This window comes from Mesorhizobium kamtschaticum, assembly GCF_056174585.1.
In genome coordinates, this window is the sequence record NZ_CM149691.1 from 2,170,260 (window position 1) to 2,196,429 (window position 26,170).

At 62.6% G+C, this 26,170-nt stretch carries 23 protein-coding genes; 15 read left to right on the forward strand and 8 right to left on the reverse strand.

Features of this window, described 5'->3' with window-relative positions:
• Positions 1-52: 52 nt before the first annotated feature.
• Entirely contained in the window at positions 53-802 is a 750-nt protein-coding gene (gene phnF / locus AC0V7N_RS10710; RefSeq protein ID WP_475457211.1) for a phosphonate metabolism transcriptional regulator PhnF, read from the forward strand.
• Positions 803-1,056: 254 nt separating this feature from the next.
• Here phnF and AC0V7N_RS10715 read toward each other — a convergent pair whose 3' ends face one another.
• From AC0V7N_RS10715 to AC0V7N_RS10740, 6 genes are all read right to left on the reverse strand, one after another.
• Positions 1,057-2,076 carry a zinc-binding alcohol dehydrogenase family protein gene (locus AC0V7N_RS10715; RefSeq protein ID WP_475457213.1) on the reverse strand — a complete coding sequence of 340 codons (1,020 nt, stop codon included), beginning with the start codon at positions 2,074-2,076 and terminating at the stop codon, positions 1,057-1,059.
• 72 nt (positions 2,077-2,148) lie between these two features.
• On the reverse strand, positions 2,149-3,114 hold the full coding sequence (locus tag AC0V7N_RS10720; RefSeq protein WP_172348525.1) for an ABC transporter permease: 966 nt from the start codon (positions 3,112-3,114) through the stop codon (positions 2,149-2,151).
• Positions 3,111-4,664, reverse strand: a complete 1,554-nt coding sequence (locus AC0V7N_RS10725; RefSeq protein WP_475457216.1) for a sugar ABC transporter ATP-binding protein — start codon at positions 4,662-4,664, stop codon at positions 3,111-3,113. The genes AC0V7N_RS10720 and AC0V7N_RS10725 overlap by 4 nt, the downstream gene beginning before the upstream one ends.
• A gap of 161 nt (positions 4,665-4,825) precedes the next feature.
• Entirely contained in the window at positions 4,826-5,818 is a 993-nt protein-coding gene (locus AC0V7N_RS10730) for an ABC transporter substrate-binding protein (protein ID WP_172348527.1), read from the reverse strand.
• A gap of 343 nt (positions 5,819-6,161) precedes the next feature.
• Positions 6,162-7,160 (reverse strand): aldo/keto reductase, encoded by a 999-nt coding sequence (locus AC0V7N_RS10735; RefSeq protein WP_475457218.1) that lies wholly within the window; start codon positions 7,158-7,160, stop codon positions 6,162-6,164.
• Between the two features lie 62 nt (positions 7,161-7,222).
• Positions 7,223-8,746, reverse strand: coding sequence for a UxaA family hydrolase (locus tag AC0V7N_RS10740; protein WP_496628005.1), 1,524 nt, complete (start codon positions 8,744-8,746; stop codon positions 7,223-7,225).
• A gap of 234 nt (positions 8,747-8,980) precedes the next feature.
• On the opposite strand from AC0V7N_RS10740, the gene AC0V7N_RS10745 reads away from it, so the two are divergent.
• The 7 genes from AC0V7N_RS10745 to gnd all read left to right on the forward strand — a co-directional run bounded on the left by AC0V7N_RS10745 (position 8,981) and on the right by gnd (position 15,761).
• Positions 8,981-9,883: a GntR family transcriptional regulator gene (locus AC0V7N_RS10745; protein WP_475457222.1), complete on the forward strand. Its 903-nt coding sequence runs from the start codon at positions 8,981-8,983 to the stop codon at positions 9,881-9,883.
• A 134-nt stretch (positions 9,884-10,017) separates the two neighbouring features.
• A complete protein-coding gene (locus AC0V7N_RS10750; protein ID WP_475457224.1) occupies positions 10,018-10,374 on the forward strand; it encodes a DUF2946 family protein in 357 nt (118 codons plus the stop codon).
• 98 nt (positions 10,375-10,472) lie between these two features.
• Complete coding sequence (locus tag AC0V7N_RS10755) at positions 10,473-11,012, forward strand: copper chaperone PCu(A)C (protein WP_475457226.1); 540 nt, start codon at positions 10,473-10,475, stop codon at positions 11,010-11,012.
• A gap of 39 nt (positions 11,013-11,051) precedes the next feature.
• Positions 11,052-11,570 carry a YcnI family copper-binding membrane protein gene (locus tag AC0V7N_RS10760; RefSeq protein WP_475457228.1) on the forward strand — a complete coding sequence of 173 codons (519 nt, stop codon included), beginning with the start codon at positions 11,052-11,054 and terminating at the stop codon, positions 11,568-11,570.
• 53 nt (positions 11,571-11,623) lie between these two features.
• On the forward strand, positions 11,624-13,264 hold the full coding sequence (locus AC0V7N_RS10765; RefSeq protein WP_475457230.1) for a copper resistance CopC/CopD family protein: 1,641 nt from the start codon (positions 11,624-11,626) through the stop codon (positions 13,262-13,264).
• Between the two features lie 130 nt (positions 13,265-13,394).
• Complete coding sequence (locus AC0V7N_RS10770) at positions 13,395-14,111, forward strand: hypothetical protein (protein ID WP_475457232.1); 717 nt, start codon at positions 13,395-13,397, stop codon at positions 14,109-14,111.
• A gap of 222 nt (positions 14,112-14,333) precedes the next feature.
• Positions 14,334-15,761: an NADP-dependent phosphogluconate dehydrogenase gene (gnd, locus tag AC0V7N_RS10775; protein WP_475457234.1), complete on the forward strand. Its 1,428-nt coding sequence runs from the start codon at positions 14,334-14,336 to the stop codon at positions 15,759-15,761.
• Here gnd and AC0V7N_RS10780 read toward each other — a convergent pair.
• Positions 15,758-16,810, reverse strand: a complete 1,053-nt coding sequence (locus tag AC0V7N_RS10780) for a LacI family transcriptional regulator (RefSeq protein ID WP_475457236.1) — start codon at positions 16,808-16,810, stop codon at positions 15,758-15,760. The genes gnd and AC0V7N_RS10780 overlap by 4 nt on opposite strands.
• 406 nt (positions 16,811-17,216) lie before the next feature.
• On the opposite strand from AC0V7N_RS10780, the gene AC0V7N_RS10785 reads away from it, so the two are divergent.
• From AC0V7N_RS10785 to mgrA, 7 genes are all read left to right on the forward strand, one after another.
• Positions 17,217-18,473, forward strand: coding sequence for an ABC transporter substrate-binding protein (locus AC0V7N_RS10785; protein WP_475457238.1), 1,257 nt, complete (start codon positions 17,217-17,219; stop codon positions 18,471-18,473).
• Positions 18,474-18,665: 192 nt separating this feature from the next.
• The gene (locus tag AC0V7N_RS10790) at positions 18,666-19,562 is read left to right on the forward strand and encodes a carbohydrate ABC transporter permease (RefSeq protein WP_475457240.1); all 897 of its coding nucleotides are present in this window, start codon (positions 18,666-18,668) and stop codon (positions 19,560-19,562) included.
• 33 nt (positions 19,563-19,595) lie between these two features.
• On the forward strand, positions 19,596-20,483 hold the full coding sequence (locus AC0V7N_RS10795) for an ABC transporter permease subunit (protein ID WP_496628006.1): 888 nt from the start codon (positions 19,596-19,598) through the stop codon (positions 20,481-20,483).
• Positions 20,483-21,583: an ABC transporter ATP-binding protein gene (locus AC0V7N_RS10800; protein WP_475457244.1), complete on the forward strand. Its 1,101-nt coding sequence runs from the start codon at positions 20,483-20,485 to the stop codon at positions 21,581-21,583. The genes AC0V7N_RS10795 and AC0V7N_RS10800 overlap by 1 nt, the downstream gene beginning before the upstream one ends.
• A gap of 58 nt (positions 21,584-21,641) precedes the next feature.
• The gene (locus AC0V7N_RS10805) at positions 21,642-22,388 is read left to right on the forward strand and encodes a sugar phosphate isomerase/epimerase family protein (RefSeq protein WP_475457246.1); all 747 of its coding nucleotides are present in this window, start codon (positions 21,642-21,644) and stop codon (positions 22,386-22,388) included.
• Positions 22,389-22,399: 11 nt separating this feature from the next.
• A complete protein-coding gene (locus AC0V7N_RS10810; RefSeq protein WP_475457248.1) occupies positions 22,400-23,557 on the forward strand; it encodes a Gfo/Idh/MocA family protein in 1,158 nt (385 codons plus the stop codon).
• A gap of 133 nt (positions 23,558-23,690) precedes the next feature.
• Positions 23,691-24,737 (forward strand): L-glyceraldehyde 3-phosphate reductase, encoded by a 1,047-nt coding sequence (gene mgrA / locus AC0V7N_RS10815; protein ID WP_475457250.1) that lies wholly within the window; start codon positions 23,691-23,693, stop codon positions 24,735-24,737.
• A gap of 92 nt (positions 24,738-24,829) precedes the next feature.
• Here mgrA and AC0V7N_RS10820 read toward each other — a convergent pair whose 3' ends face one another.
• Complete coding sequence (locus AC0V7N_RS10820) at positions 24,830-25,927, reverse strand: S1 family serine peptidase (protein ID WP_475457252.1); 1,098 nt, start codon at positions 25,925-25,927, stop codon at positions 24,830-24,832.
• Positions 25,928-26,170: the final 243 nt, after the last annotated feature.

Consider the following 26,170-nt stretch of genomic DNA (forward strand, 5'->3'; position numbering starts at 1 on the left):
AACGCGAGTCCATGACGAGTGGATGACAAGCGAAATAAGGCTGGGGGAAGTTATGATTGGGCAGTTGGCGGCTGACAGTATCGAGCGGCGCAGCGGCGTTTCGTTGTGGCGGCAGATCGCCGACAGGATTCTGCAGGCGATCGCCACCGGCGATTTCGCCGAGAATGCCGCGCTGCCGCCGGAGGTGGCGCTTGCCGAGCGCTATGGCGTCAACCGCCACACGGTGCGCAGCGCCATATCGGCGCTTGTGCAGGAAGGCGTGCTGCGTGCCGAACAGGGGCGCGGCACCTTCGTGCTGTCACGCAAGCGGCTGTCCTATCCGATCGGTGCGCGCACGCGGTTTTCGACCGGTCTGCAGGGGCAGACATCGGAACGCCATATCGTGCTGCTCTCCTCATCGGTAGAGCCGGCCAGCCAGCGTGTCGCCGAGGGACTTGGCCTGGCCAGGGGAGCCGAGGTGATCAGGCTGGAGACACGTGGCGAGGCCGATGGCCGGCCGGTGTCGCGCGCTGCCGGCTGGTTCGAGGCCAGGCGCTTTGCCGGCATCGACAAGGCGATGGCTGAGACCGGCTCGATCACCGCGTCGCTGGCCCGCTTCGGCATAGACGACTATCTCCGGCAATCGACCGTGCTGTCGGCGCGCCACGCCGATGCGGCCGATCTCGCCGCCCTTGATCTGCAGCCGGGCGCTATCGTGCTGGTCACGGTGGCTGTCAACGTGACGCCGGACGGCCAGCCGATCCAGTTTTCGGAGACGCGTTTCTCGGCTGAGCGGGTGGAGTTGAGGCTGTCGGCGCTGTAGGGAGTGCCGGCCTTATACGAGACCGTGATTATCTGACTCACGCTGATATCAGACCAGGTCGGTCGGGCTCACTTGTCAGCGGCTTGGCGTTTGAGGATCGCCTTCCCCACTCCGTCGCTGCTGCGCAGCGCCACCTTGTATCTACACGAAATCTCTCTCGTGTAGATACAAGGTGGCTCGGCGAAGCCGAGACGGAGTGGGGGTAGACCTGCGCGGGACGTCTTCAATTCAAACCAATTCACCGCTTGCCATGTTTATGACCCCACCTCGATCACAGCCTTGATCAGGCCGGATTTCTCATGCGCCCAGCGGGCGAGATCGCGCGGCGTATCGGCAAGTGATGTGCGGTGGGTGACGAGCTTGGCCAGGGGCACCGCACCGTTGCGGATCGAGGCGGCGACGTGGTCGAAGTCGGCACGCAGCGCATTGCGGCTGCCGATCAGCGTCATTTCGCGTTTGTGGAATTCGGGGTCGGAAAAGACGATGTCGTCCTTGACGACGCTGACCAGCACCAGTGTGCCGCCATGGGCGACATGGGCGAAGGCCGACTGCACCGATTGGGTGTTGCCGGTGGCGTCGAAGACCACATCGAAGCCTTCGCCTGATGTCGCCTCCCTGACCAGATCCAGGACTGGGCCACGTGACCCGTCGAGGGTCCGGAAGCCAAGTTCGTTGTCGGCGAAGGCGAGCCTTTCACTGCTCATGTCGAGCAGCGTCACGTCTAGGCCGGCAATGCGGGCGAAGATGGCGGTGCCGAGGCCGATCGGGCCGGCGCCGATGACCAGCGTGCGGGCGCCGGGTTCGGCGCCCGCGCGCCGCACGGCATGCGCGCCGATGGCGAGGAATTCGACGGCGGCGGCATCGGCCAACGACAGGCCGTTTGCCGGATAAAGATTCTGCGCCGGGACAAGAACATGTTCGCACATGGCGCCGTCGCGATGGACGCCGAGCACCTCGATCCTGACGCAGCAATTGGGCTTGCCGTGCCGGCAGGCGATGCACTTGCCGCAGGAGAGATAGGGGTTGATGACGACCGGTTCGCCAACGGCAAGGTCGACGCCTTCGCCGGTTTCGACGATCGTCCCTGACACTTCGTGGCCCATGATGCGGGGATAGGCGAGGAACGGGTGCTTGCCCTCGAAGATGTGGTAGTCGGTGCCGCAGATGCCGACATGGCTGACCGCGACCAGAGCCCAGCCGGCGGGCGGGGCGCCAGGTGCCGGGCGATCTTCCAGGACAAGGTCTCCGGGCGAGCGGCAGACGACGGCTTTCATGTTTCAATCCAGTCTCTAATGAAATCGCCGGCCCGGCAGTCAAGTCGGGCCGGCGATCGATTGCGAGTCGGTCTACTTGCCGCGGCGCCGCAGCCCGTCGAAGTAGACGATGATGATGATCAGCGCGCCGGTGATGATGCGCTGCCAGAACGAGTTGACGTTGAGCAGGTTGGCGCCGTTGTTGATGGTGGCCAGGATGAAGGCGCCGAGCAGCGGGCCGTGTACCGAACCGACCGCGCCGAACAGCGAGGTGCCGCCGATGACCGACGAGGCGATCGCCTGCAGCTCCCAGCCCTCTGCCTGGGTCGGGTTGCCGATGCCGATGCGGGCGGCAAGCAGCACGCCGACGAAGGCCGCGCACAGACCTGACAGCGTGTAGGCCATGTAGATGGTGCGCTGGACGTTGACGCCGGACAGGCGCGAGGCCTCGGCGTTGGAGCCGACCGAGAACAGATACCGGCCCCAGCGGCTGTGATGCAGGAAGATATAGGCCGGAATGCCGACCAAGATCACCATCCAGAACAGATTGGGGATGCCGATGAAGGAATTGCGCGAGAAGGCGGTGAATGTGTCGCTGTTGATGTTGATCGAATTGCCGTTGGTCATCAGCAAGCCGATGCCGCGCAGCGAGGTCAGCGTCGCCAGCGTGATGATGAAGGGTGGCAGGCCCATCTTGACGATACCGAAGCCGTGAAACATGCCGATGGCGACACCGACCAGCAGTGTCACCAGAATGGCGAGCCAGATCGGGAAGCCGGCATTGATCATCATCGCGACGACGACGGTGGCGAAGCCGACCACCGCGCCGACCGACAGATCGATGCCGCCGGTGATGATGACGAAGGTCTGGCCGACCGCCATGATGGCGATCATCGACCCCTGGCGCAGAAGATTGGCGATGTTGTTGCCCGAGGCGAAGCTTGGCGTCGCCAGCGAAAGGACGATCCAGAGCAGCACCAGCAGCGCCAGCAGCGTCAATCCGAACAGGACGTTGTAGTTGCGCTTCGGTTTTTCGGCGGGGATCGCCTCGATGCTCATGTCTGTCCTCCCAGTTTTTCTTGTTTCTCGGCGAGCGCCTGCGTGAGAATGTCCTCGTGACTGGCGGTGTGGAACCCATGCGTGGCCACCAGCTTGCCGCGCCGGAACACATGCAGTGTGTCGGCCAGTTCGTAGACCTCCGGCAAATAGGACGAGATCAGGATGATGCCGGCGCCCTTCGACAGCAGCTCGCCGAACAGACGGTAGATTTCGGCCTTGGTGCCGACATCGACGCCGACCGTCGGTTCGTCGAAGATGAACAGCTTGGCGCCATGCGCCAGCCATTTGCCGATGACGATCTTCTGCTGGTTGCCGCCGGAAAGGCTCGACGCCAGCGCGCCGCGCGTCGGCGTCTTGATCCTCAAGCCGGCGATCTGGCGATCGGCCTCGGCCTTCTCCTTTGTGTTGGAGATCAAAAAATTGCTGGAGATGCGCTTGTAGATCGGCAGGTTGAGGTTGAGGCCGACCGGCAAATTGAGGCAAAGACCCTGGTCACGGCGGCTTTCCGGCGCCAGCGCCATGCCGAGCTTGATCGCGTCATGCTCGGAGTTGACCTGAACCGGCTTGCCTTCCCACAGGATCTCGCCTGCCCACTTGCGGTGGCGACCGTAAAGCGTGGTGACGAATTCACTGCGCCCGGCGCCGATCAGGCCATAGAGCCCGATGATCTCGCCCGCGCGGACGGTCATCGAGACATTTTCGAAGCCTTTGCCCGACAGGTTCCTGGCCTCGACGATTGCGGCGCCGGGGGTAAAATGCTCCTTGTGATAGACCTGCTCGATCGAGCGGTTGATCATCATCTTGACCAGTTCCGCGTCGTTGGTCTCGGCTATGTTCCTGGTGCCGACCAGCGTGCCGTCGCGCAGCACGGAGACGCGATCGGCGAGCTCGAACACTTCCTCCATGCGATGGCTGATGTAGATGATCGTCACGCCTTCGCCCTTCAGCCGGCGGATCAGCGTGAAGAGCTGGTCGGCCTCCTTGCGGGTCAGGTAGGCGGTCGGTTCGTCGAAGATCAGGAATTTGGTGCCGCGCACGGTGGCGCGGGCGGCGGCGATCAGCTGCTGCTGGCCGATGGTGAGGTCGCCGAGCACGACATGTGCCGGCAGGTCGAAGCCGAGATCGTCGATGATCTTCTGCGCTTCCCTGACCATGGCGCGCTGCTGCAGGATGCCGAAGCGCGAATTCTCCTCGCCGAGGAACATGTTGGCGGCGACCGTCAAATGACGGCAGAGCACGACCTCCTGATGCACGGCGTTGATGCCTAGCGCCATCGCCTCATGCGGGGTGGCGAGCGCTGCCGGTTTGCCTTCCCAGAAGACATCGCCTGAGGTGCGTGGCATGACCCCGGTCAGGAGCTTGATGAGGGTTGATTTGCCGGCGCCGTTCTCGCCGACGATGGCGTGGATCTCGCCGGATTTGAAAGCGAGATTGACCGGCTTCAGCGCGTGCGTGCCGGGATAGCGCTTCTCCAGCCCGCGCAGTTCGAGGATCGTCCGCCCTGGTTCCAGCGCGGGGGCGGGATGCAGGTCCTGCGCCGTCGAAATCATGACAATCCTCCCAGATTGGCCCCCAGATTGGCACGCGGGGAGGCAAGGACATGCGCCCCGAAAAACAGCCTAGCCTAAGCTTGCGTGTTGCCAAGCCGTTTGTGCCGGCAGTGGATGTTTCCGGGGCGCGAGGCCCCGGAAACGATTGTGGATGCGACGGCTCAGAGCTTCGGGTTGAGCAGCGCGTCGATCTTGGGGTCTTTCATGTTGGCCTTGGTCACCAGATTGGCGCCGGTGTCGACATTGGCTTCGACCTTCTCGCCCTTGGATGCGGCGAGCGCGGTCTTGATGCCGTCATAGCCCATCCGGTACGGATCCTGGACGACGAGGGCGGAAATGACGCCGTCGTTGAGGAACTTGATCAGCTTCTCGTCGCTGTCGAAGCCGACCAGCGCCAGCTTGCCGCCAAGGTTGTTCTCGGCGACAGCCTGACCGACGCCCTGCGCCATGATCAGGTTGGAAGCGAAGATGCCCTTGAGGTTCGGGTTGGCGGTGATCAGGTCGGTGGCGATGTTGAGGCCGGTGGTGGCCTGGCCGTCGGCATATTTGTCGGCGACCAGCTTCAGGCCCGGATACTTTGCCTTGAGCTGTTCAGTGAAGCCCTGCTTGCGCTGTTCGAGCGAGCCGGCGCCGGGAGCGTTGGTGATCAGGGCGACGTCGCCCTCGATCTTGCCGCCATTGGCGGCGCCGATGGCGGCTGCGAGGCCGTCGGCGGCAACACGGCCGCCCTGGACGTTGTCGGTGGTCAGGAACGAAGTGAAGGCCTTGGAGTCGGCGCCGGAGTCGATGCCGATAACCTTGACCTTGGCGGCGGCTTCGTCGATCGGCTTGCCAAGCGCCTTGAACTCGGTGGGCGCAATCACGATTGCGGCCGGGTTGCTGGCGACGGCGTTTTCGAGGATCGAGACCTGTCCGTTGACGTCGGTTTCAGCCTGGGCGCCGAGTTCCGGCACATTGACGCCGAGATCCTTGCCGGCCTTGCGGGCGCCGGCCAGAACGATCTGCCAGTAGAAGGACGTGGTGTCCTTGACGATGATCGGAATGGTCACGTCCGCCGCCGAAACCGGCGCCGAATGCATGACGCCGGCGAGCATCGAAGCTGCTGCCAGTGCCATGACGGCGCGGCGGTTGAGAATGCTGGTCACGAATTTCATTAGGATTCCTCCCTAAGTCGCCCGGTGAACGTTACGGAAAGCTCCGTCCGGATAGGCGCGGCCCAAACAGAACTTTATCAATAAAAAACATTTACGCTGTTTTGATAGTGCATCGACCTGGACGATGCAAGCGGTGTTTCGCGCCTGACTTCCCATGGCAGGCAGAGACACATTCGCTCGCTGCTCCTCCCAAGATGCAGCCAGAAGCTCCCGTTTCGCTCCGTAGAATCATGGAATATTAATTCCATGATTTAGTCAATGTGGAATGTTCATTCTCTCAGAGATGTCGCGGATTTGTGAAGTTAGAGCCCGCCATCGAGGGCATGTCGGCAAGATGCCGCCTTCATCCCAGCTCCTGCACCACCGTGTAGGGACGGTATTTCTGGTATTCCGTCTCCGGCACGTCGACGTCGAGCAGTTCGAGGTTGCGTGTCAGGTTCGCCAGTTTGGCGGTACCGGTCAGCACGGTGGCAACCACTGGATCTTGCAGGGGGAACTGGAACGCCGCGGCAGCCAAGGGATAGCCGCCTTCGCCGGCGATCTTCTCCATCACATCGACACGGTGAAGGATATCCGCGGTGGCCGGCGCATAGTCGAAATGCGCGCCTGTCACCGGGCCTGTCGCCAATATGCCGGAGTTGAAGACGCCACCGATGACAAGGGATGTCTGCTGCGCCCGGCACAGCGGCAGCAGTTCCGCCTCCGCGCTACGGTCGAGCAAGGAATAGCGGCTGGCGAGCAGGATACAGTCGAGCGGCGCCCGGCGCATCACGTCGAGGCAGATCTGGACTTCGTTGACGCCGAGCCCATAGGCGGAAATCGTACCGGAGCGCTTCAACTCCTCGAGCGCCTTGAGCCCGCCGTCCATCAACTGGCGAAAGTGCTGCTTGGTCTTCTCGACGCCATGCGTGTAGGCGCCGATGTCGTGGACATAGAGGATGTCGATCTTGTTGAGGCCAAGCCGCGCATAGCTGAAGTCGACCGACCGCATGATGCCGTCATAGGAATAGTCGTAGTCGAGCGCGAAGGGCAGCGGGTCGACATAGGAGTGGTCGGGAACCTGGTCTTCAGGCACGGGGTGAAATAGACGGCCGACCTTGGTGGACAGCACATAGGAATCGCGCGGCTTGTAGCGCAGGAAATCGCCGAAGCGCCGCTCCGACAGGCCGAAACCATAGAAGGGCGCGGTGTCGAAATAGCGCAAGCCTGCCTCCCAGGCGCCTTGCAGCGTCTCCATCGCCGCCTCGCGCGAACAGGCGCGATAGAGGCCGCCGATCGCGGCACCACCGAAGCTGACCTCGGTGACCTCGAGCGCCGTCCGGCCGATGTGGCGTTTTTCCATGCAAAGCCTCCCAGTTGCCGGCCGTTGTCCGGCCCGGCCATTCTACCACATATCAGCCAAATCTAGAGCGTCGCGCCGAGATGCCAGGGCACAAACTCGTTGTCGCCGTAGCCGAAATCCTCGCTCTTGGTCTTGCGGCCCGAAGCCGTCTCGACAATCAGTTCGAAGATTTCGCGGCCCATGCCGGCGATGGTCTTTTCGCCCGAGGCGATGACGCCGCAATTGACGTCCATGTCCTCTTCCATCTGATGATACATGGTCGAGTTGGTGGCGACCTTGATCGACGGCGTCGGCCGGCAGCCGAAGCAGGAACCGCGGCCGGTGGTGAAGACGATGACATTGGCGCCGCCCGCGACCTGGCCGGTGGCCGAGACCGGGTCGTAGCCGGGCGTGTCCATGAACACCAGTCCGTTGCCAGTGACCTTCTCGGCATAGCCGAAGACGCCGTTAAGCGGCGTCTGGCCGCCCTTGGCGACCGCGCCCAGCGACTTTTCCAGGATGGTGGTGAGGCCGCCGCGCTTGTTGCCGGGCGAGGGGTTGTTGTCGATCGAAGCGCCATGCTTGGCGACGTGGTCTTCCCACCACTTCACATAGCCATCGAGCTTCTTGGCGATTTCGGGCGTCGCCGCGCGATAGGCGAGCAGATGCTCGGCGCCGTAGATTTCCGTCGTCTCGGACAGGATACCGATGCCGCCGACGCCGGCCAGGATGTCGACAGCCGCGCCCAGTGCCGGATTGGCTGTTATGCCCGACATGCCGTCGGAGCCGCCGCATTGCAGGCCGACGACGATCTCGCTGACCGGGATCGGCTCGCGCTTCAACTGGCCGACTTCCTCGGCGATCTCGGCCAGCACGTCCATCGCCTTTTCCACCGATTTGCGCGACCCGCCGGCGTCCTGGATGTTGAAATGGCGTTTGCCGGCGGAAACGCCCTTCTGGCCGTAGAGGGTGAGCTGGTTGACCTCGCAGCCGAGGCCGACCATCAGCACGCCGCCGAAATTCGGGTGGCGGGCATAGCCGGCCAGCGTGCGGTGCAGCACCATCATGCCGTCGCCGGTGCCGCTCATGCCGCAGCCCTGGCCGTGGACGATCGGCACGAAGCCGTCGATGCCGGGATATTTGGGCAGCAAGGTCCGGTTGGCGGTGTCGGCGATGGAATGGCAGACGGTGGCCGAGCAATTGACGCTGGCGACAATGCCGATGAAGTTGCGCGTGCCGGCGCGGCCGTCGGCGCGGCGATAGCCCATGAAGGTGCGGGCGCGGTCGGCCTCCGTCGCATGTTCGGCTTCGCTCGGCGGCACCACCGGCAGGCGGCCGGCCTCGAACACCAGATTGTGCGAATGGACATGCTCGCCCGCCGCAATGTCCTGCGTGGCGCGGCCAATCGCCTGGGCGTATTTGACCACGGCTTCACCGGCGGCAATCGGCTTGATCGCCACCTTGTGGCCGGGTTCGATGACCGCGGTGGCAAGCGCGCCGCCTGGCAGAGCGGTGCCGATCTCGATGCGGCCATTGGCAACGGCGACATTGTCGGCGGGGACAGAAGAATGGTATTGGAGACGTTCACGGGCGGGTTCCTGGGTGATCCTGGGATGCGCGGATTGACACGCGCCTGTTAAGAGTTAATGTCTTTTATCGTGAAAAAACAGTTTTGCGTCAATTGTTTTTTCGCAGGCGTTCCGCGTGCCTCTGGCTGGTGGTGGCGCTGCAAACAACGGACCGGACCCCAGCGAAAGCGATTCCCGCTTTTCAGGGTCATGGGAACGTCATATTGCGCTTCAAGCCGGCCGCCGCAAGCGCTGGCGTGAATGGGGCAGGGGATGTCGAAGAGCAACAACGTCTACAAGGACGCCTACAACAGGTGCCTCAGGCTGCTCGACGAAACGCGCAGCCTGCCGTCGGAACCGGAGCTGGGCGCGCTGCTCGGCGTCAGCCGCACCACCGTGCGCAGCATCCTGACGCGCATGGAGGAAACCGGCCTGATCGCCTGGAACAAGCGCGCCAAGACGGTGCTGCGCGACCCGCGTCCCGACGACTTCTTCCCTGAGGAAGAGACCGACACGCTGGCCGAGATCATCGAGCGGTCGTTCATGCGCAGGCTGCTCGCCGGCGGCGCCGAGGCCGGCATGCAGATCAACGAGCTCGAACTGGCGCGCGAGATCGGCGTCGGCACCACCAGCGTGCGCGAGTTCCTGATCCGCTTCTCGCGCTTCGGCCTGATCGAGAAGCGCCGCAACAGCCATTGGGTGCTCAAGGGGTTTACGCGGGCCTTCGCGCTGGAGCTGACCGAAATCCGCGAGATGTTCGAAATGCGCTCGGCGGCTGCCTTCGTCGCTTTGCCGCTGGACAGCCCGGTCTGGACCGATCTCGACCGTCTGGAGGACGAACATCGCCAGCTGGCACGCGAGATCGCCACGCGCTTCAACGAGTTTTCGGAGCTGGACGAGCGTTTCCACCGGCTTATCCACCGTGCGTCGCGCAACCGTTTCATCGTCGATTTCTACGACGTCATCGCCATGATCTTCCATTACCACTACCAGTGGAACAAGGCGCAGGAGCGCGAGCGCAACGAAGTCGCGGTCGGCGAGCATCTTGCCTATATCGAGGCGCTCAAATCGCGCGACCTCGGCAAGGTCGATGCCGCGTGTCGCAAGCACCTGAAGTCGGCGCGTAACACGCTTTTGACCTCGATCCCTGAAAGCCGGCCACTACAGAAATCCTAATCGCGCCGCGTTGCCGCAGCATCGAATTGCCGATTTTCGACCTGCCGCTGCCATGATAGGTATCCTTCCAAGCCTGAAGAGGCAGATGGTTTGAACAGGCAAGTCATTTGAGCAAGAAGGGGACACGCTGGAGCATGCCGGTCGCGCTTGTCGCGGCCTACCTGCTGCTGCTCCAGTCGACGCTCGGCGCGTTCGCCTTCGGCACCGGCCCGAATGCCGCGCAGCTCGACGCTTTCGGCAACATCATCTGTACCCGTGATGGCGCCACCCAGCGTCCTGACGGTGACCAGCACCCGTCGCATCTGCCGGCCTGTTGCATGCTTGGCTGCAGCATGTTCTCATCTGCCTTTGCACCGCCGCCCGATACCGGGCTGGCCCTGGGCAGCCTTTCCTTCGAAGCGGTCGCCTTCGTCTTTCCGGCGAGCATTCATCTCGACTTCGCGCGCGAACGCTCGCCGTCGAACCCGCGCGCGCCGCCGCTGGCGGTCTGAGCTTGCTTGCCTGGCGGAACCTTTCGCGGGCGCATCCATCCAAAGACCGAAATAGCTCGCGGCCGGTAACGGCGCGATCATCACTTCATGGAGCAACCATGTCCCATTTTTCCCCGATAGCAGCGGGCACTCAGTTCAGCCGCATTCTGTCCCACGTCCAGCAGCGTCTCGGCGCTGTCGCGCTGGCTTTTGCGATCATGTTCGTCGGCGCCCAGTCCGTCCTGGCGCATGAATTCAAGGTCGGCGATCTTGAGATCGGGCATCCCTGGTCGCGTGCCACGCCGGCCGGCGCCAAGGTGGCCGGCGGCTATTTCGCCATCACCAACAATGGCAGCACGCCGGACCGGCTCGTGTCGATTTCCTCCGACATTTCTGAAAAGGCCGAGTTGCATGAGATGGGTGTCAAGGACGGCGTCATGACCATGCGGCCGGTTATCGGCGGCCTGGAGATTCCAGCCGGCGGCAAGGTCGTTTTGGGTCCCGGCAGCTATCATGTGATGTTCATGGATTTGAAGCAGCCACCCAAGCAAGGCGAGATGTTCGCCGCCACGCTGACCTTCGAAAAGGCCGGGACGGTGACGATCAAATTCGCCGTGCAAGCCATGGGCAGCGCGGCGCCTCAAGAAGACAACGACTGAACCGGCCATCGTACCGATCAAGATTCTAGAGGGACCATCATGAACAAGTATCTTTTGGCAGCCGGCGCGATGCTGGCGCTGGGGACGAATGCCGCCTTCGCGCACATCACGCTCGAAACCCAGGAAGCGGCGGTCGGCTCGACCGACAAGGCAGTGCTGCGCGTGCCGCATGGTTGCGACGGCAAGGCGACGACCGCCGTGCGCGTGCAGATTCCGGAAGGGGTGATCGCGGTGAAGCCGATGCCGAAGCCGGGCTGGACGCTGCAGACCAAGAAGGGCAAATATGAAAAATCCTACCAGCTCTACGGTCAGGCGGTGACCGACGGTGTCAAGGAAGTCGACTGGAGCGGCGGCAATTTGCCGGATGAATTCTACGACGAGTTCGTCTTCCGCGCGACGTTGACGGCAGATCTGCCCGTCGGCCAGAAGCTGTACTTCCCGGTGGTGCAGGAATGCGATGGCGCCACCGACCGCTGGATCGAGATTCCGGCGGCGGGGCAAGATGAAGACGCGTTGGAGAACCCCGCGCCCGGCATCAAGCTCTTGCCGAAGAAGTAATCTTCTCGCGGCGCGCTCTGCTCGTAAGGGCGCGCCGCATCCCAAGGCATGCCATGAGCGCAATATCTTCCCTGTGTATGGTCGGTCCGACCGGCAAGCCCCTCGGCCGCATTGCCGGCGGAGTGCTGGCCCTGATCATGCTGTTCATCGTCATGGCCTCGACAGATCAGGCCTTTGCCCATGCCGCACTGATCAAGATCGACCCGGCTGACGGTGCGGTTCTGGCGCAGGCTCCGGCACGGTTCTCGCTCACCTTCAGCGAGCCGGTTTCGCCGCTGGTGCTGACGCTGGTGAAGCCAGATGGCACGCCTGTCGCGCTGACATCCTTCCGCCTCACCGACCAGACCGTCGAAATCGACAATCCACAAGTGCTCAAATCCGGTACGCATGTGCTGAGCTGGCGTGTCATTTCCGCCGACGGCCATCCGGTCGGCGGTTCGCTGCTGTTTTCCATCGGCGCGCCAAGCGAACCGCCCGCCGTGTCCGAGGCCGTCGACTGGCCGCTGCGGTCGGCGATCTGGATCGGCAAGGTCTTTCTCTACATCGGGCTTTTCCTCGGCGTCGGCGGCGCCTTTGCCCTTGCCTGGCTCGGCGGTGAGGGACAAGCCGGTCAACGCTTTGTCACGGCAGTGATGCCGTGTGGGCTGCTGGCGGCACCCTTGTCGCTCGGCTTTCAGGGGCTTGATGCGCTCGGGGCGCCGCTCTCCCATCTCGCGCAAGCAGTGATCTGGCGGACCGGGCTCGGCACCAGCTTCGGCTGGACGGTGCTGGTCGCTCTCATTGCGCTGGGGCTCGGCCTCTTGTCGCTGGCCGGACCGCGTGTACTCGCCAAGCCATTTGCGTTTGCCGGGCTGGCCGGCGTCGGCGTTGCGCTTGCCGCCAGCGGCCACGCCAGTGCGGCCGAACCGCAATGGCTGACGCGGCCGATGGTGTTCGTGCATGGCGTCGGCATCGCCTTCTGGGCCGGCGCATTGGTGCCGCTTGGTCTCGCGCTGAAGCGCCAGACGGCCGACGCCGTTGCTTTCCTGCGCCGCTTCTCCGCGGCGATCCTGCCTGTCGTGGCCGTGCTTGCCGCGGCCGGCATCGTGCTGGCCGTCATCCAGGTGCAGACGCCCTCGGCGCTGGTCGGCACCGCCTATGGTCGGCTGCTGCTGGTCAAGCTCACGCTGCTCGTCTTCCTGTTCACGCTGGCTGCGGTCAATCGCTGGAAACTCACCGCCTCGGCCGAGGCGGGCGCTACGGAGGTGCAACACAGGCTCACCCGGTCGATCGGCGTCGAAATGCTGATCGTGCTGGCGATCTTCGGCATTGCCGCTGGCTGGCGCTTCACGCCGCCGCCACGGGCACTGGCGATCGCAGCGGCGCAACCGGTCTCGGTCCATATCCACGCTTTGCAGGCGATGGCCGACCTCAGCATCACGCCCGGCCATGCCGGCCCGGTCGCAGCCTCGATGATCATCATGACCGGCGATTTCGGGCCGCTCGACGCCAAGGAAGTGACGTTGGTGCTGTCGAAGCCGGATTCCGGCATCGAGCCGCTGAAGCGCGCGGCAACCAAACCCGGCGATGGCAGCTGGCGTGTCGACAACCTCGTCATTCCGCTGCCTGGTCGCTGGACGGTGCGCATCGACATCCTGGTCTCGGATTTCCAGATGGTGAAGATCGAGTCGCCTGTCGACATTCGCGGCGACTAAGGTTTTCGCTAGGTTGGCTCCTTGGCAAAGAATGAGTCCTAGCGCGAATATGCCAGATGGCTATGTTTTCGTTTTCCGCATAAGCTGCGATTCACCTTGTGCGGTTCATTGGTTTTATTGATGTATTGAAATGTTCGAGATCGGGGCGATGCTGCTGACGGAGCACTTTTCTTGGCAGAAAACAATTGAGTCAGCGGCCGTGTCAGCCCGACCTATAGCGAAAGTATGTTGCGGTCTTCTGGTCTTTTTTCTTTTCTGCGGATGCGATCTCACAGGTAACGCAAACGCGGCCTCGACTTTGAGTCGTGAGGAGCGTCTGAAGCTTGCCGCAGAGGCCTACTCCAATGACCAATGTGAAAAGCAGTGGGGGCTGCTTTGGCCAATGGCGCAAGAAGGTGATGGCGAAGCGCTTTCAGAGCTTGCCTTCGAGCTTGGGGAAAGGCTCGAGCTCACTGCCTCGGATTCGGATATGAAAGTTGATATGGGCGTTAGGTCATTTGCCAACGTGCTTGTCATGACGATCTACGCTGCGACAGCGTCAAAATATCCTGACAAGCGCATGCTTCACTATATCTTCGACCCCGCTGGATGGAGGAAGGGCGATGTAACGGTAGTATCCATTCGCTCCGGCCGGATCAGTTATAGCTCAATCAAGGCTCCCCCGCCAGTTTCAATGACAAAGTTGGAAATTTGCCTTTCTCAGGCAAGCACTTCGAACGCCGGTGACAGATGCGTCGCCCAGGCTATCAAGTTGGGGCTTATTCCGAGCTTTTTCGAATACACTAAAGCCATGGACGCCGTCCCGACCGCGTACCGCCCGAACCACTGCGTTCGTCGCCCTTGGTAGAGGATAGCACCCAATGACAGAACGTCACTTGGCCCCCGTCGCCAGTGGGCCAACGCAACCTTGTCGACTCGGCCTGACGTGAATCTCGCACATCGTGGACGCAACACAATTCGGCGAGGCGGTTGACGCAACCCGAAAGGCCCGTCAATCATCTTGGGAAGAGTGGGCATCCCACCAAATCTCGGGCTCCAACCAACAAGATCCGAAAGCAGGGAAGAAACGATGGAAAAAGCCGAAATCGGCCTGATCGGCCTTGGCACGATGGGCTCCAACCTGGCGCTCAATATCGCCGAGCACGGGCACCGCATCGCCGTCTTCAACCGCACCCGGGCACGCACCGACGCTTTTGTCGAGAATGCCGGCGCGCTGAGGGACATGGTTGTTCCCTGCTATAGCTTGGAAGAACTCGCCGCCGCGATCAAACCGCCGCGTCCGGTCATCATCATGGTGCTGGCCGGCAAGCCGGTGGACGAACAGATCGAGGCCTTGCGTGGCGTGATGTCGGCCAATGACATCGTCATCGATGCCGGCAACGCCAATTTCCGCGACACGATGCGGCGCTTCTCCGAGCTGTCCGATTCGAACCTCACCTTCATCGGCATGGGCGTGTCCGGCGGCGAGGAGGGCGCGCGTCACGGACCGTCGATCATGGTCGGCGGTACGGAAGATAGCTGGAAGCGCGTCGAAAAAGTGCTGACCGCCATCTCCGCCAAATTCAAGGATGAGCCCTGTGCGGCATGGCTCGGCACCGACGGCGCCGGCCATTTCGTCAAGACCATCCACAACGGCATCGAATATGCCGACATGCAGATGATCGCCGAAATCTACGGCATCCTGCGCGATGGCCTCGGCATGGGGCCGAAGGAGATCGGCACCGTCTTTGAAAACTGGAACAAGGGCCGGCTCGATTCGTATCTGATCGAGATCACCGCCAAGGTTCTGGCCGCCGACGATCCGAAGACCGGAAAGCCGGTGGTCGATATCATCCTCGACCGCGCCGGCCAGAAGGGAACCGGCAAATGGTCTGTCATCGAGGCGCAGCAGCTCGGCATTCCGGCGACCGCGATCGAGGCGGCGGTGGCGGCACGCGTGCTGTCCTCGATCAAGGACGAGCGTCAGGCGGCCGAAAAAGCCTATGGCAATATCGGCGTGACCAAGATTGCGGGCGACAAGGCGGCATTTCTGAAAGACCTCGAGTTGGCGCTTCTCGCCGGCAAGATCGCCGCCTATGCGCAAGGTTTTGCCGTGATGAGCGGCGCCTCGAAGGAGTTCAACTGGAACCTGCCGATGCCGACCATCGCCAAGATCTGGCGCGCCGGCTGCATCATCCGCTCGCAGATGCTGGACACGATGGCGGACGCCTTCGGCTCGGGCGGCGCCGCGACCAACCTTTTGATGGCGCCGGCCTTCATCACCATGATGCAGGAGGCGCATCCGTCGCTCCGGCGCGTTGTTGCCAAGGCATCGGAGGCCGGCTCGCCGGCGCCGGCGCTGGCTTCCGCTCTTGCCTATTTCGACAGCTATCGCCAGGGCCGCGGCACGTCGAACCTGATCCAGGCGCAGCGCGACTTCTTCGGCGCGCATGGCTTCGAACGCATCGGCGAGCAGGGTGCCTTCCACGGGCCGTGGGGCAGTGGCGCTGCCGGCTAGGCCATGGACCGCTGGTAGGCCAGGACCTCGCCTGGCACGCTGAGACTTTGCAGCGAGCCAGGTGCTGCGCCGCCGATCCAGCCGAGCACCGAGCGGGCGAGTTCAGAGCCCGCCAACCGGAAGTTCTCGTTGACGATCAGCAATTCGGGCCGAAACAGATGCAAAAGGTCCGATGATTGCTTGGAGACGATGTCGACGTCGCGGCCAAGCTTGAGGCCGGCATCCTCAATGCCGGCGACCAGCGCTAGCGTGGCCGCCGCGCCGCTGCTGACGAAGCCGTCCGGCCTGATGGAGCGGCGCATCAGCTGCGCGGTCCTCGTTCTGATCTGCTCGATCGAATGGTCGATCGACACGGTGCTGAACGGGATCTCGCTGGCGCCGACCTCGCTCAGCGCATCGGCAAAGCCGTTGACCGTATGGCTGTGGTAGCTCAGTCCAATGGGGGGTGCCAGCAGAGCGAGCTTGCGGCGTCCCATGCTCGCAAGGCGCCGTACGGCTTCGACCGCGAAAGCGTGATTGTCGAAATCATGATAGGGGTGAACCAGCCCCATATCGGTGCGGCCATGCGTTGCAAAAGGAATGCCGTGCTCCAGCATATAGCGGGCCCTGGCATCATTCGGCTGCGTGCGTGAAATGATGACGCCATCGGCGGAGCCGGTCTCGACCAGATAGCGTATGGGATCGAGTGGATCCTGTGAGCGCGAATAGGGCGTGACGATCAGATGATAGGGCGTGTCGGCGAGCACTTCCGAAACGCCGTAGATGATGTCCGAGACAAAGCTCATGATCTCGCGTTCGGTGTTGAGCACAAGACTGATGACATTGGTCCTGCCGGTGCGCAGGCGCACCCCGGCGCGGTTGGGCCGGTAGCCGATCTGCTTGGCGACCAGCTGGACGCGGCGCCTGGTCTCGGCGCCGATCTCAGGCGCGTCCTTCAGGGCGCGCGATACGGTGGTGACGCCGAGCCCGGTCATGAAGGCAAGCGTCTTCAGCGTTGGCCGCTCCCTGGCCGAATTCTCTTCGTTCTTTTCCGTACGCCGTCTGTCCATTCGTCCCGCCCGTCAGGCGCATAGCAGTCGCAGGGCGGGTCGGCAATCGCCGCGATTTGCGGCATCGCACAATTTCAAGCCCGGCGAAGGCGGCAATATACTGAAACGTTACAGATTGCCAATCTCGATTGCCGGTTGGCGAATACGCAGGCGAACACGTGGTCGTGATTTCTCTTGGGAATACAAGGCGAAGCGCGCTTCCAGCGCGCGTTTTGCCGGCTTCCGTAGCCGAACTGTTTGTTTTGCGCTGCGATCGCTCATATTGCGGCGCACAACGAGGACGCCGTTGGTGTATTTTGTTCGCGTCTCGAAAAAATATCGGACGACGCGCCCGCCCAGGGTTGCGTCATCCCCGCAATTGCCTTATCCAAAATCTGTAACGTTTCAGATTCTGGGAGGAACCGAAATGCGATACAGGATTTTGACCGCTGCGCTGGCAGCATCGGCCGCGCTGCAGTTTGCCGGCCTGGCCAAGGCCGCGGACCTGGAAGTCATCCACTGGTGGACGTCGAAGGGCGAGTCGGCGGCGGTCTCGCAGTTCGCAAAGGCCTTCGACAATGACGGCCACGGCGACAAGTGGGTGGACAGCGCGATTGCCCTGGGCGAAACCGCCCGCTCGACCGTCATGCAGCGCGTGCTCGGTGGCGATCCGCCCGGTGCGGCTCAGTTCAATCCCGGTCGCCAGTACGAGGAACTGATCTCGGGCGGCAAGCTGCTCGACCTCACCGACGTCGCGACCGCCGGCAAGTGGGATCAGGTCATTCGCCCGAAGGCGATCGGCAGCGCCTGCCTCGTCGACGGCCACTGGTGGTGCGTTCCGGTCAACATCCATTCGAACTACTGGGCCTGGTACTCCAAGCCGGTGTTCGAGAAAGCCGGCGTGCCGGAGCCGAAGAACCTGGCCGAATTCATCGCGGCCGCGCCGAAGATCAAGGAGGCAGGCCTCATTCCCTTCGCCATCGGCGGCGACGGAAACGGCTGGCAGATCCAGTTGCTCTTCCAGGACATGGTCACCGAGGCTCTCGGCGTCGCCAAGCGTGACGAGATGTATACGAAGAAGAGCGCCGAAATTGCCGGCGGCCCCGAGATGAAAGGCGTCTTCACCCAGTTGAGGACGCTGAAACAGTTCACCGACAATGGCTACGCCAACCGCAACTGGAACGACACCACCAATCTGGTGATCACCGGCAAGGCCGGACTTCAGGTGATGGGCGACTGGGCGCGCGGCGAATTCGCGGCCGCCGGCATGACCGGCGTCAAGGATTTCGGCTGCATGATCGGCCTGAACGAGGCCAAGCCGGTGGTCAGCACCGACGGCGACATCATCGTCTTTTTCAAGCAGAACAATCCGGATGTCGAGGCAGCGCAGAAGCGTCTTGCCGCACTGCTCATCAGCCCTGAGGTTCAGGTCGCCTTCAACAACGCCAAGGGGTCGATGCCCGTGCGTGGCGATGTCGACATGTCGACGGCCGACCCATGCATGCAGAAGTCGCTGAAGGCGGTGGAAGATCCGGCCAACATCGTCACCGCGACGAACCGGTTCATCACCGAGAACACCAACCAGCAGCTCAATGAGCTCGTCGCGCAATTCTTCGCCGACGACTCCATGACGGCCGACGACGCCACCGCGAAGTTCGCCACCATCATCGGAAATTCCGACTAGAAGCCGATCAGCACCCGAGGCGCCGCTAATGCAGTGGCGCCTCGGTCCCACCTCGGCTCGCCAAGCAGAAAGCCTTTGTCGGCGGGCTGGCATCGCAGGATCGGAAGCCGCGGCGGTTGCGAACCTGGCGGAGGCTGACTTTCGCGTCGGCAGATGGTCCAGCGCGTCGGTAGAAGCGGAGAAAGACGAACGATGCAGAGGAGATGGAGGCGCAGATTTCACCTGCCTGCCGTCATCGGGACGATACCGATGATTCTCGTTGCCGTCGGCGTCTTCGTGATCGGCATCGGCTTCTCGGTGCTCTGGTCGTTCACCAGTTCCAAGCTTTTTCCCAATTACGATTTCGTCGGCCTGGCGCAGTACAGACGGCTTTGGGCCGATAGCCGCTGGCTCGTCTCGGTCAACAACATCTGGTTCTTCGGCCTGATGTCCATCACCTGCAACATGGTGTTCGGCTATCTGCTCGCCGTTTTCATGGACCAGCGCATCCGCCAGGAGGACCTGTTCCGCTCGATCTTCCTTTATCCTTTCGCCATGTCGCTGATCGTCACCGGCCTCGTCTGGCAGTGGGTGCTTGATCCCAATCTCGGCCTGCAGGAGGCAATGCGCAATCTGGGCTGGTCGAGCTTCAGCTTCGCCCCTCTGGTTGACGCCAATACCGCGATCTACGCGCTGGTCGTGGCGGGCATCTGGCAGGGATCGGGCGTGACGATGGCGATCCTGCTTGCTGGCCTGCGCGGCGTTGACGAGGAGATCTGGAAAGCGGCGAAGGTCGACGGTATCCCGACATGGCGCACGCATGTCTCCATCGTGGCGCCGATGATGAAGGGCGCCTTCGCCACCGCCTTCGTTCTCCAATGTGTCGGCGTGGTGCGGGTCTATGATCTGGTCATCGCCATGACCGGCGGCGGTCCCGGCATCGCCACCTCGATGCCGGCGGTCTACGTCATCCAGCTGATCACAGTGCGCCAGAACGTCGGCCAGGGCATGGCCGCGGCAACGATGATGCTGCTGCCGGTGCTGGTCGTGCTGGCTTTCGGCGGACTTGTTCTGTGGCGGCGAAATCGCCAGCGGGAAGCAGCCGTATGACCGCCGGCGTGATCACCACTCAAGAACAGCCGAATCAGGCTGGCGTCGCGCCCTTCGGGCCGAAAACCACGGCGGACATCGGCCGGTCGCATCGGCCTTTATGCCTTCCTGGTCGTTGCGGCGCTGTTCTTCCTCATCCCGGTCTACATCATGATCGTTACCTCACTGAAGGGGATGCCGGAGATCAGGCTCGGACATCTTTTCAGCTTGCCGCTCGAGCCGACCTTTCAACCCTGGGCCGACGCCTGGCTGCATGCCTGCACCGGCCGCGACTGCAACGGCCTCAGCCCTGGCTTCTACAATTCGGTGAAGATCACCGTGCCGAGCGTGATCATCTCGATCATCTGCGCCTCGATCAACGGTTATGCGCTGACCTTCTGGCCGTACAAGGGCGCCAATCTGCTCTTCGGCTTGCTCGTCTTCGGTGCCTTCGTGCCCTATCAGGTCGTGATCTATCCGCTGATCATCGGCCTGAGCTCGGTCGGGCTGTTCGCGACCCTTCCCGGCATCATCATCATTCACACGATCTTCGGGATGCCCATCCTGACGCTGCTGTTTCGCAATTTCTATGCGGCGCTGCCGGTCGAGCTGTTCAAGGCAGCGCGGGTCGACGGGGCGGGTTTCTGGCGCATCTTCTTCTCCATCATGCTGCCGATGTCGGTGCCGATCACCGTCGTCGCCGTCATCCTGCAAGTCACCGGCATCTGGAACGATTTCCTGTTCGGCATCGTGTTTGCCGGGCGGTCCAACTGGCCGATGACGGTGCAGCTCAACAACATCGTCAACACCACGACCGGCGTGCGGGAGTACAATGTCAACATGGCAGCCACCATTCTGACGGCGGCGGTACCTCTGATCATCTACTTCATCTCGGGAAGATGGTTCGTGCGCGGCATCGCCGCCGGCGCGGTGAAAGGCTGATGGACATGGCGCAAAACGGCACCAGCGTATCGATCCAGGATCTGTCGCTGAATTTCGGCGCGGTGACGGTGCTGAAGACGCTCAATCTCGATGTCGCCGAAGGCGAGTTCATCGTGCTTTTGGGTCCCTCCGGCTGCGGCAAGTCGACCTTGCTCAACTGCATTGCCGGCCTGCTCGACGTTTCCGAAGGCCGCATCTTCATCAAGGGCAAGAACGTCACCTGGGAAGAGCCGAAGGACCGTGGCATCGGCATGGTGTTCCAGTCCTACGCGCTCTATCCGCAGATGACGGTGGAGAAGAACCTGTCCTTCGGCCTGCGCGTCGCAGGCCTGCCCAAGGACGAAATCGCCAAACGCATCGCGCGCGCCGCGGAGATTCTGCAGATCGAGCCGCTGCTGCAGCGCAAGCCTTCGGCACTGTCCGGCGGCCAGCGCCAGCGCGTGGCGATCGGGCGCGCACTGGTGCGCGATGTCGACGTCTTCCTGTTCGACGAGCCGCTGTCCAACCTCGACGCCAAATTGCGCTCGGAACTGCGTGTCGAGATCAAGCTTTTGCACCGCAAATTGCAGAACACCATGATCTACGTCACCCACGACCAGATCGAGGCGATGACGCTTGCCGACCGCATCGCGGTGATGAAGGGCGGTGTCATCCAGCAGCTCGACGCGCCGCAGACCATCTACAACCGCCCGGTCAACCGTTTCGTCGCCGGCTTCCTTGGCTCGCCGGCGATGAATTTCATCGACGGCAGGCTGGAGAAGGACAAGGGCGACTGGCACTTCGCCGTTGAGGATGTGCGCATTCCGCTGGCGACCTACGCCTTCGAGAAGGAGCCGGTGCCGGGGCCGGCCGTGTTCGGTATGCGCCCCGAGCATGTCGCCTTCAACAGCGGCGCCGGCTGGCCGTTTACGGCTGACGCAAATGTCGAAGTCGTCGAACCGATGGGCTCCGATACGCTGGTCTGGCTGAAGCTCGGCAAGCAGAATTTCACCGTCCGGGTGACATCGGAGCGCACGCCGAAAAATGCCGATGCGGTGAGTATCGGCTTCGATCCGATGCGGGCCTCGCTCTTCGATGCCCAAACCGGCAACCGCCTCTAAATCTCTCCCCAAGAACCATCCGCCCAAGACCATCCCCAAGCAGAAACGGACAAAGACGATGAACTGGTCATTCCAACTTTACAGCGCCCGCAATTTCCTGCCCTGGACAGGCGTGCTGGAAACACTCGGCAAGCTTGGCTACACGCAAGTCGAAGGCTTCGGCGGCGTCTATGAAAATCCCAAGGCCTTCCGCGCCGAACTCGACAAGAACGGCCTTTCCATGCCGACCGGACACTTCTCCATCGACGCGCTGGAGAAGGATTTCGACGGCGTGCGCAGGATCGCCGAGGCGCTCGACATCAAGCTCTTGATTTGCCCTTATCTCCTGGCAGAGCAAAGGCCGTCCGACGCGGCTGGCTGGCGTGGCTTCGGCGAGCGTCTGGCCAAGGTCGGCGAGGTGGCCTCGAAGGCCGGCTATGGCTTTGCCTGGCACAACCATGATTTCGAGTTCAAGGCACTCGCCGACGGCTCGGTGCCGCAGGATCACATCCTGTCTTCCGCCCCCGGCATCGGCTGGGAGATGGACCTCGCCTGGGTGGTGCGCGGCGGCGCCGATCCGCTGCCCTGGATCGAAAAGCACGGCAAGCGCATCGTCGCCGTACATGTCAAGGACATTGCAAAGCCGGGCGAAGGACTGGACGAGGATGGCTGGTCGGATGTCGGCCACGGCACGATCGACTGGGCCGGCCTGATCAAACTGTTGCGGGCCAAGAGCGCGGCAAAATACTTTGTCATGGAACAGGACAACCCCAACGACATCGAGCGCTTCGCCCGCCGCTCGATCGCATCCGTCAAGGCTTACTAGGAACAATCATCATGGCAAAGAAGCTGGGTACTGGGAAACTGGGTATTGGCGTCATCGGCTGCGGCAACATCTCGAAGGCGTATTTCTCGCTGGCGCCGCTGTTTCGCGGCATCGAGATGCGTGCCTGCGCCGACATCAACATGGATGCGGCCAGGGCGCGGGCGAAGGAATTCAAGCTGCGCGCCGAGACCGTCGAGGACCTGCTCAAGGCCGATGACATCGACATCATCGTCAATCTGACGATACCGGCGGTGCATTACGAGGTGTCGAAGCAGGTGCTCGACGCCGGCAAGCACGTCTATTCGGAAAAGCCGTTCGTGCTCTCGCTCAAGGAGGGCCAGGACCTCAAGGCGCGGGCCGAGAAGAAAGGGCTGCGCATCGGCTCGGCGCCAGACACTTTCCTCGGCGGTGCGCACCAGCTGGTGCGTGAGCTGATCGACGAGGGCAAGCTCGGCAAGATCACCAGCGGTACCTGCCATGTCATGGGCCACGGCATGGAGCATTGGCACCCCAATCCGGATTTCTTCTTCCAGCCCGGCGCCGGGCCGGTGCTCGATATCGGGCCTTACTACATCACCAATCTGATCCAGCTGATCGGGCCGGTGAAGCAGGTGGCGGCCTTCGCGACGACACCGGCAAAGGAACGGACGATTTCATCGAAACCGCGCTCGGGCGAAAAAATTCCGGTCAACACGCCGACGACCATCCATGGTCTGCTGGAGTTCGAGAATGGCGCCGTGGTGACGCTGAACACCAGCTGGGATGTCTGGGCTCACGGCCATGCGCCGATGGAACTCTACGGCGAGGCGGGCACGGTGTTCGTGCCGGATCCGAACTTCTTCGGCGGCGACGTGCGCTTCACCGAAGAAGGCAAGCCGGTCAAGAAGCTGCCGAAATGGAAGCACCCGCTTGGCGTTCCCAATGAGATGCATGGCCAGGGCATGATGGCCAATTACCGCACATCAGGTCTCGCCGACATGGCGCTGGCGATCGTCGAGGGGCGTCCGCACCGGTGTTCGATGGAACTGGCGCTGCATGCCGTCGATGTCATGACCGGCATCCTGCGCTCCGGCGAGACGGGCAAATTCGTCGCCATGCAGACCACATGCGAGCGGCCGGCCGCCCTTGGCGTCAAGGCAGCCAAGGAACTGCTGGCCAAGAAAAAATAGGCTACAGGGATTATCGATAATTTTTCAAATCTCCCTCTCCCCGTTTCGCCGGGGAGGGGGTAAGGAGAGGGCGAGCATCGATTCAATTGTTCCTTCCGGCGATCCCCGCGCCGCCTGATCCTGAGGATTTCCCATGCCCTACATCGCCGCAGAAAACCGCTACGAAAAAATGATCTACAACCGTTGCGGACGGTCCGGCCTCAAGCTGCCGGCGATCTCGCTTGGCCTGTGGCACAATTTCGGCAATGACACGCCGCACAAGACCAAGCAGGCGATTGCCCGCAAGGCCTTCGATCTCGGTATCACCCATTTCGACCTCGCCAACAATTACGGGCCGCCGCCCGGCTCGGCCGAGACCGCTTTCGGCGAAATCCTGCGCACCGACCTTGCCGGATATCGCGACGAGCTGATCATCTCGACCAAGGCCGGTTATGAAATGTGGGCTGGCCCCTATGGCGAATGGGGCGGGCGCAAATACATGCTGGCAAGCCTTGACCAGAGCCTGAAGCGGATGGGGCTCGACTATGTCGACATCTTCTATTCGCACCGCTTCGATCCCGACACGCCGCTGGAAGAAACCATGGGGGCGCTCGACCATGCGGTGCGCTCGGGCAAGGCGCTCTATGCCGGCATCTCGTCCTACAATTCGCAGCGCACCCGTGAGGCCGCCGATATACTGAAGCAGCTCGGCACGCCCTGCGTCATCCACCAGCCGAGCTATTCGATGCTGAACCGCTGGGTCGAGGAAGACGGCCTGCTCGATACGCTGGAAGGGCTCGGCGTCGGCTCGATCGTGTTCTCGCCGCTAGCCCAGGGCATGTTGACCGACAAGTATCTCGGCGGCATCCCGGAAGGCAGCCGCGCCTCGCAGGGCAAGTCGCTGAAGTCGGCCTTCATCAACGACCGCACCATCGCCAACATCAAGGCGCTCAACGCCATCGCCGGCAAGCGTGGCCAGACGCTGGCGCAGATGGCGCTGGCCTGGGTGCTGCGCAAGGGCAAGGTCACCTCGGCGCTGATCGGCGCCAGCCGGCCGGAGCAGGTCGAGGACTGCGTCGGCGCGCTGAAGGTGCTCGACTTCAGCGATGCCGAATTGGCGGAGATTGATAGCTACGCGCGCGAATCCGACATCAATCTGTGGGCGGCCTCCGCCGAGCGCAAAGGTCCGCCGAGGAAATAGGGTTGCCAAGGGAATAGCTCCATTTGACAAGCCGGCAAACAGAAACGGCGGGACATCTCCCGCCGTTTTCATATGAAAGCAAATGCCGCGTTTCAGGGCGTCTTCGGCTTCTGGGCGGTGCCCAGCCCTGCCTTCGGCTTTTCCGGCGCCGGAGCAGGGGTCTTCATCTTCGCCTCGATCCAGCCGCCATAGTTGGCCAGCCGCGTGTAGATGCCATAGGCGTCCTTGTGGCCGCAGGCCGCACTGCCGTCGGCCGGGCCTTCGCCCCAGCTGACGACGCCGACCTGGACCGGGCCGTCGGCGCCGGTGATGAACAGCGGGCCGCCGCTGTCGCCGTTGCAGGCATCGCGCACGCCGCTGGTGGTGCCGGCGCAGATCATGTTGCTGGTTAGCGGGTCGGTCATGTCGGCGGCGATCGCGTTAGCGGCGGCATCGATGCCTTTTTCCGAATAGCGCATGCGGTGGGACAGATCGCCAAGCGCCGCCTTCAAATCATGGGCATAGATGGCCTTGATGCCGCTGTTGCAGGCAGTGTTCGGCTGCAGATCGAGGTCGGCGACCATCAGCGTGGTCGGGAACGTCCCGTCCTGCATCTTGCCCCAGCCGGTTACGGTGGTCTTGCCGGTGTCGGGGGTCGCCTCATGGGTAAGTTTGATGGTCGGCGCATCGGCCGTATCGGCAAGCCGGAGCAGGCCGAGGTCGTTGTCGAGTGTCTGCTCGCTATAACCCTCGTTGACGATGACCTGCACCACTTTGTGGCGCTTGCCTTCGCTGAGGTCGGTGGCGCCGGTCAGCACGGTGACCGAGTCCGGCGAGATTGGCTTGCCCTTGTCGTTAAGGCAGTGCGCCGCCGTCAGCACCCATTGCGGGGCAATGAGGCTGCCGCCGCAGAATTGTGCATTGGCCTGCGAGGCGGGATTCTCGTCCAGCCTGGCGGAGGTGAGCAGTGCGACCTGGAAAGGATAGGCGCCCTTTTCGGCCTGGTTGCCGCCATAGACCCGGTCGGCGCCGTCGGGGTTCTCCGCCGCTGCCTTGGCCCTGGCGTCGGTCACCCGCTGCATCGGCGAGACCGCCGCTTCGGGCCTTGCGGTGCTTTCATCCGCCCGGCCCGTGTTGATTGATACAAAGGCAGCGGCAATGCCAAGCAGCGATGCGGCAGCGATTGGTCCGAACCGATTTGTGATGTGCACCTGAACCCTCCTGAGACAATTCTCCCGCGCAGATCGACGCCGGGCATTGTGCAAGGAGGTGCTGCCGGTTCAGCGATCCGCACGCGTGCCGTATCGAAACGGCGCGCGATCGGTCACAAAACCGAAGCCCACTTTTGCTAACCGTGCCCGCGAGTAGAACCCGCACAAAATCCTATAGCCCCCCACGGGCTACGTGGAAGCGATTTGTCATTGCCAATCTAGGATTATTTTAGGCAGTATGTC

What these genes read in the sequence shown, in the direction of transcription:
- phnF (WP_475457211.1), top strand. Translation starts at nt 53, where the DNA reads ATGATTGGGCAGTTGGCGGCTGACAGTATCGAGCGGCGCAGCGGCGTT.
- AC0V7N_RS10715 (WP_475457213.1), bottom strand. Translation starts at nt 2,076, where the DNA reads ATGAAAGCCGTCGTCTGCCGCTCGCCCGGAGACCTTGTCCTGGAAGAT.
- AC0V7N_RS10720 (WP_172348525.1), bottom strand. Translation starts at nt 3,114, where the DNA reads ATGAGCATCGAGGCGATCCCCGCCGAAAAACCGAAGCGCAACTACAAC.
- AC0V7N_RS10725 (WP_475457216.1), bottom strand. Translation starts at nt 4,664, where the DNA reads ATGATTTCGACGGCGCAGGACCTGCATCCCGCCCCCGCGCTGGAACCA.
- AC0V7N_RS10730 (WP_172348527.1), bottom strand. Translation starts at nt 5,818, where the DNA reads ATGAAATTCGTGACCAGCATTCTCAACCGCCGCGCCGTCATGGCACTG.
- AC0V7N_RS10735 (WP_475457218.1), bottom strand. Translation starts at nt 7,160, where the DNA reads ATGGAAAAACGCCACATCGGCCGGACGGCGCTCGAGGTCACCGAGGTC.
- AC0V7N_RS10745 (WP_475457222.1), top strand. Translation starts at nt 8,981, where the DNA reads ATGTCGAAGAGCAACAACGTCTACAAGGACGCCTACAACAGGTGCCTC.
- AC0V7N_RS10750 (WP_475457224.1), top strand. Translation starts at nt 10,018, where the DNA reads ATGCCGGTCGCGCTTGTCGCGGCCTACCTGCTGCTGCTCCAGTCGACG.
- AC0V7N_RS10755 (WP_475457226.1), top strand. Translation starts at nt 10,473, where the DNA reads ATGTCCCATTTTTCCCCGATAGCAGCGGGCACTCAGTTCAGCCGCATT.
- AC0V7N_RS10760 (WP_475457228.1), top strand. Translation starts at nt 11,052, where the DNA reads ATGAACAAGTATCTTTTGGCAGCCGGCGCGATGCTGGCGCTGGGGACG.
- AC0V7N_RS10765 (WP_475457230.1), top strand. Translation starts at nt 11,624, where the DNA reads ATGAGCGCAATATCTTCCCTGTGTATGGTCGGTCCGACCGGCAAGCCC.
- AC0V7N_RS10770 (WP_475457232.1), top strand. Translation starts at nt 13,395, where the DNA reads ATGTTCGAGATCGGGGCGATGCTGCTGACGGAGCACTTTTCTTGGCAG.
- gnd (WP_475457234.1), top strand. Translation starts at nt 14,334, where the DNA reads ATGGAAAAAGCCGAAATCGGCCTGATCGGCCTTGGCACGATGGGCTCC.
- AC0V7N_RS10780 (WP_475457236.1), bottom strand. Translation starts at nt 16,810, where the DNA reads ATGGACAGACGGCGTACGGAAAAGAACGAAGAGAATTCGGCCAGGGAG.
- AC0V7N_RS10785 (WP_475457238.1), top strand. Translation starts at nt 17,217, where the DNA reads ATGCGATACAGGATTTTGACCGCTGCGCTGGCAGCATCGGCCGCGCTG.
- AC0V7N_RS10790 (WP_475457240.1), top strand. Translation starts at nt 18,666, where the DNA reads ATGCAGAGGAGATGGAGGCGCAGATTTCACCTGCCTGCCGTCATCGGG.
- AC0V7N_RS10800 (WP_475457244.1), top strand. Translation starts at nt 20,483, where the DNA reads ATGGACATGGCGCAAAACGGCACCAGCGTATCGATCCAGGATCTGTCG.
- AC0V7N_RS10805 (WP_475457246.1), top strand. Translation starts at nt 21,642, where the DNA reads ATGAACTGGTCATTCCAACTTTACAGCGCCCGCAATTTCCTGCCCTGG.
- AC0V7N_RS10810 (WP_475457248.1), top strand. Translation starts at nt 22,400, where the DNA reads ATGGCAAAGAAGCTGGGTACTGGGAAACTGGGTATTGGCGTCATCGGC.
- mgrA (WP_475457250.1), top strand. Translation starts at nt 23,691, where the DNA reads ATGCCCTACATCGCCGCAGAAAACCGCTACGAAAAAATGATCTACAAC.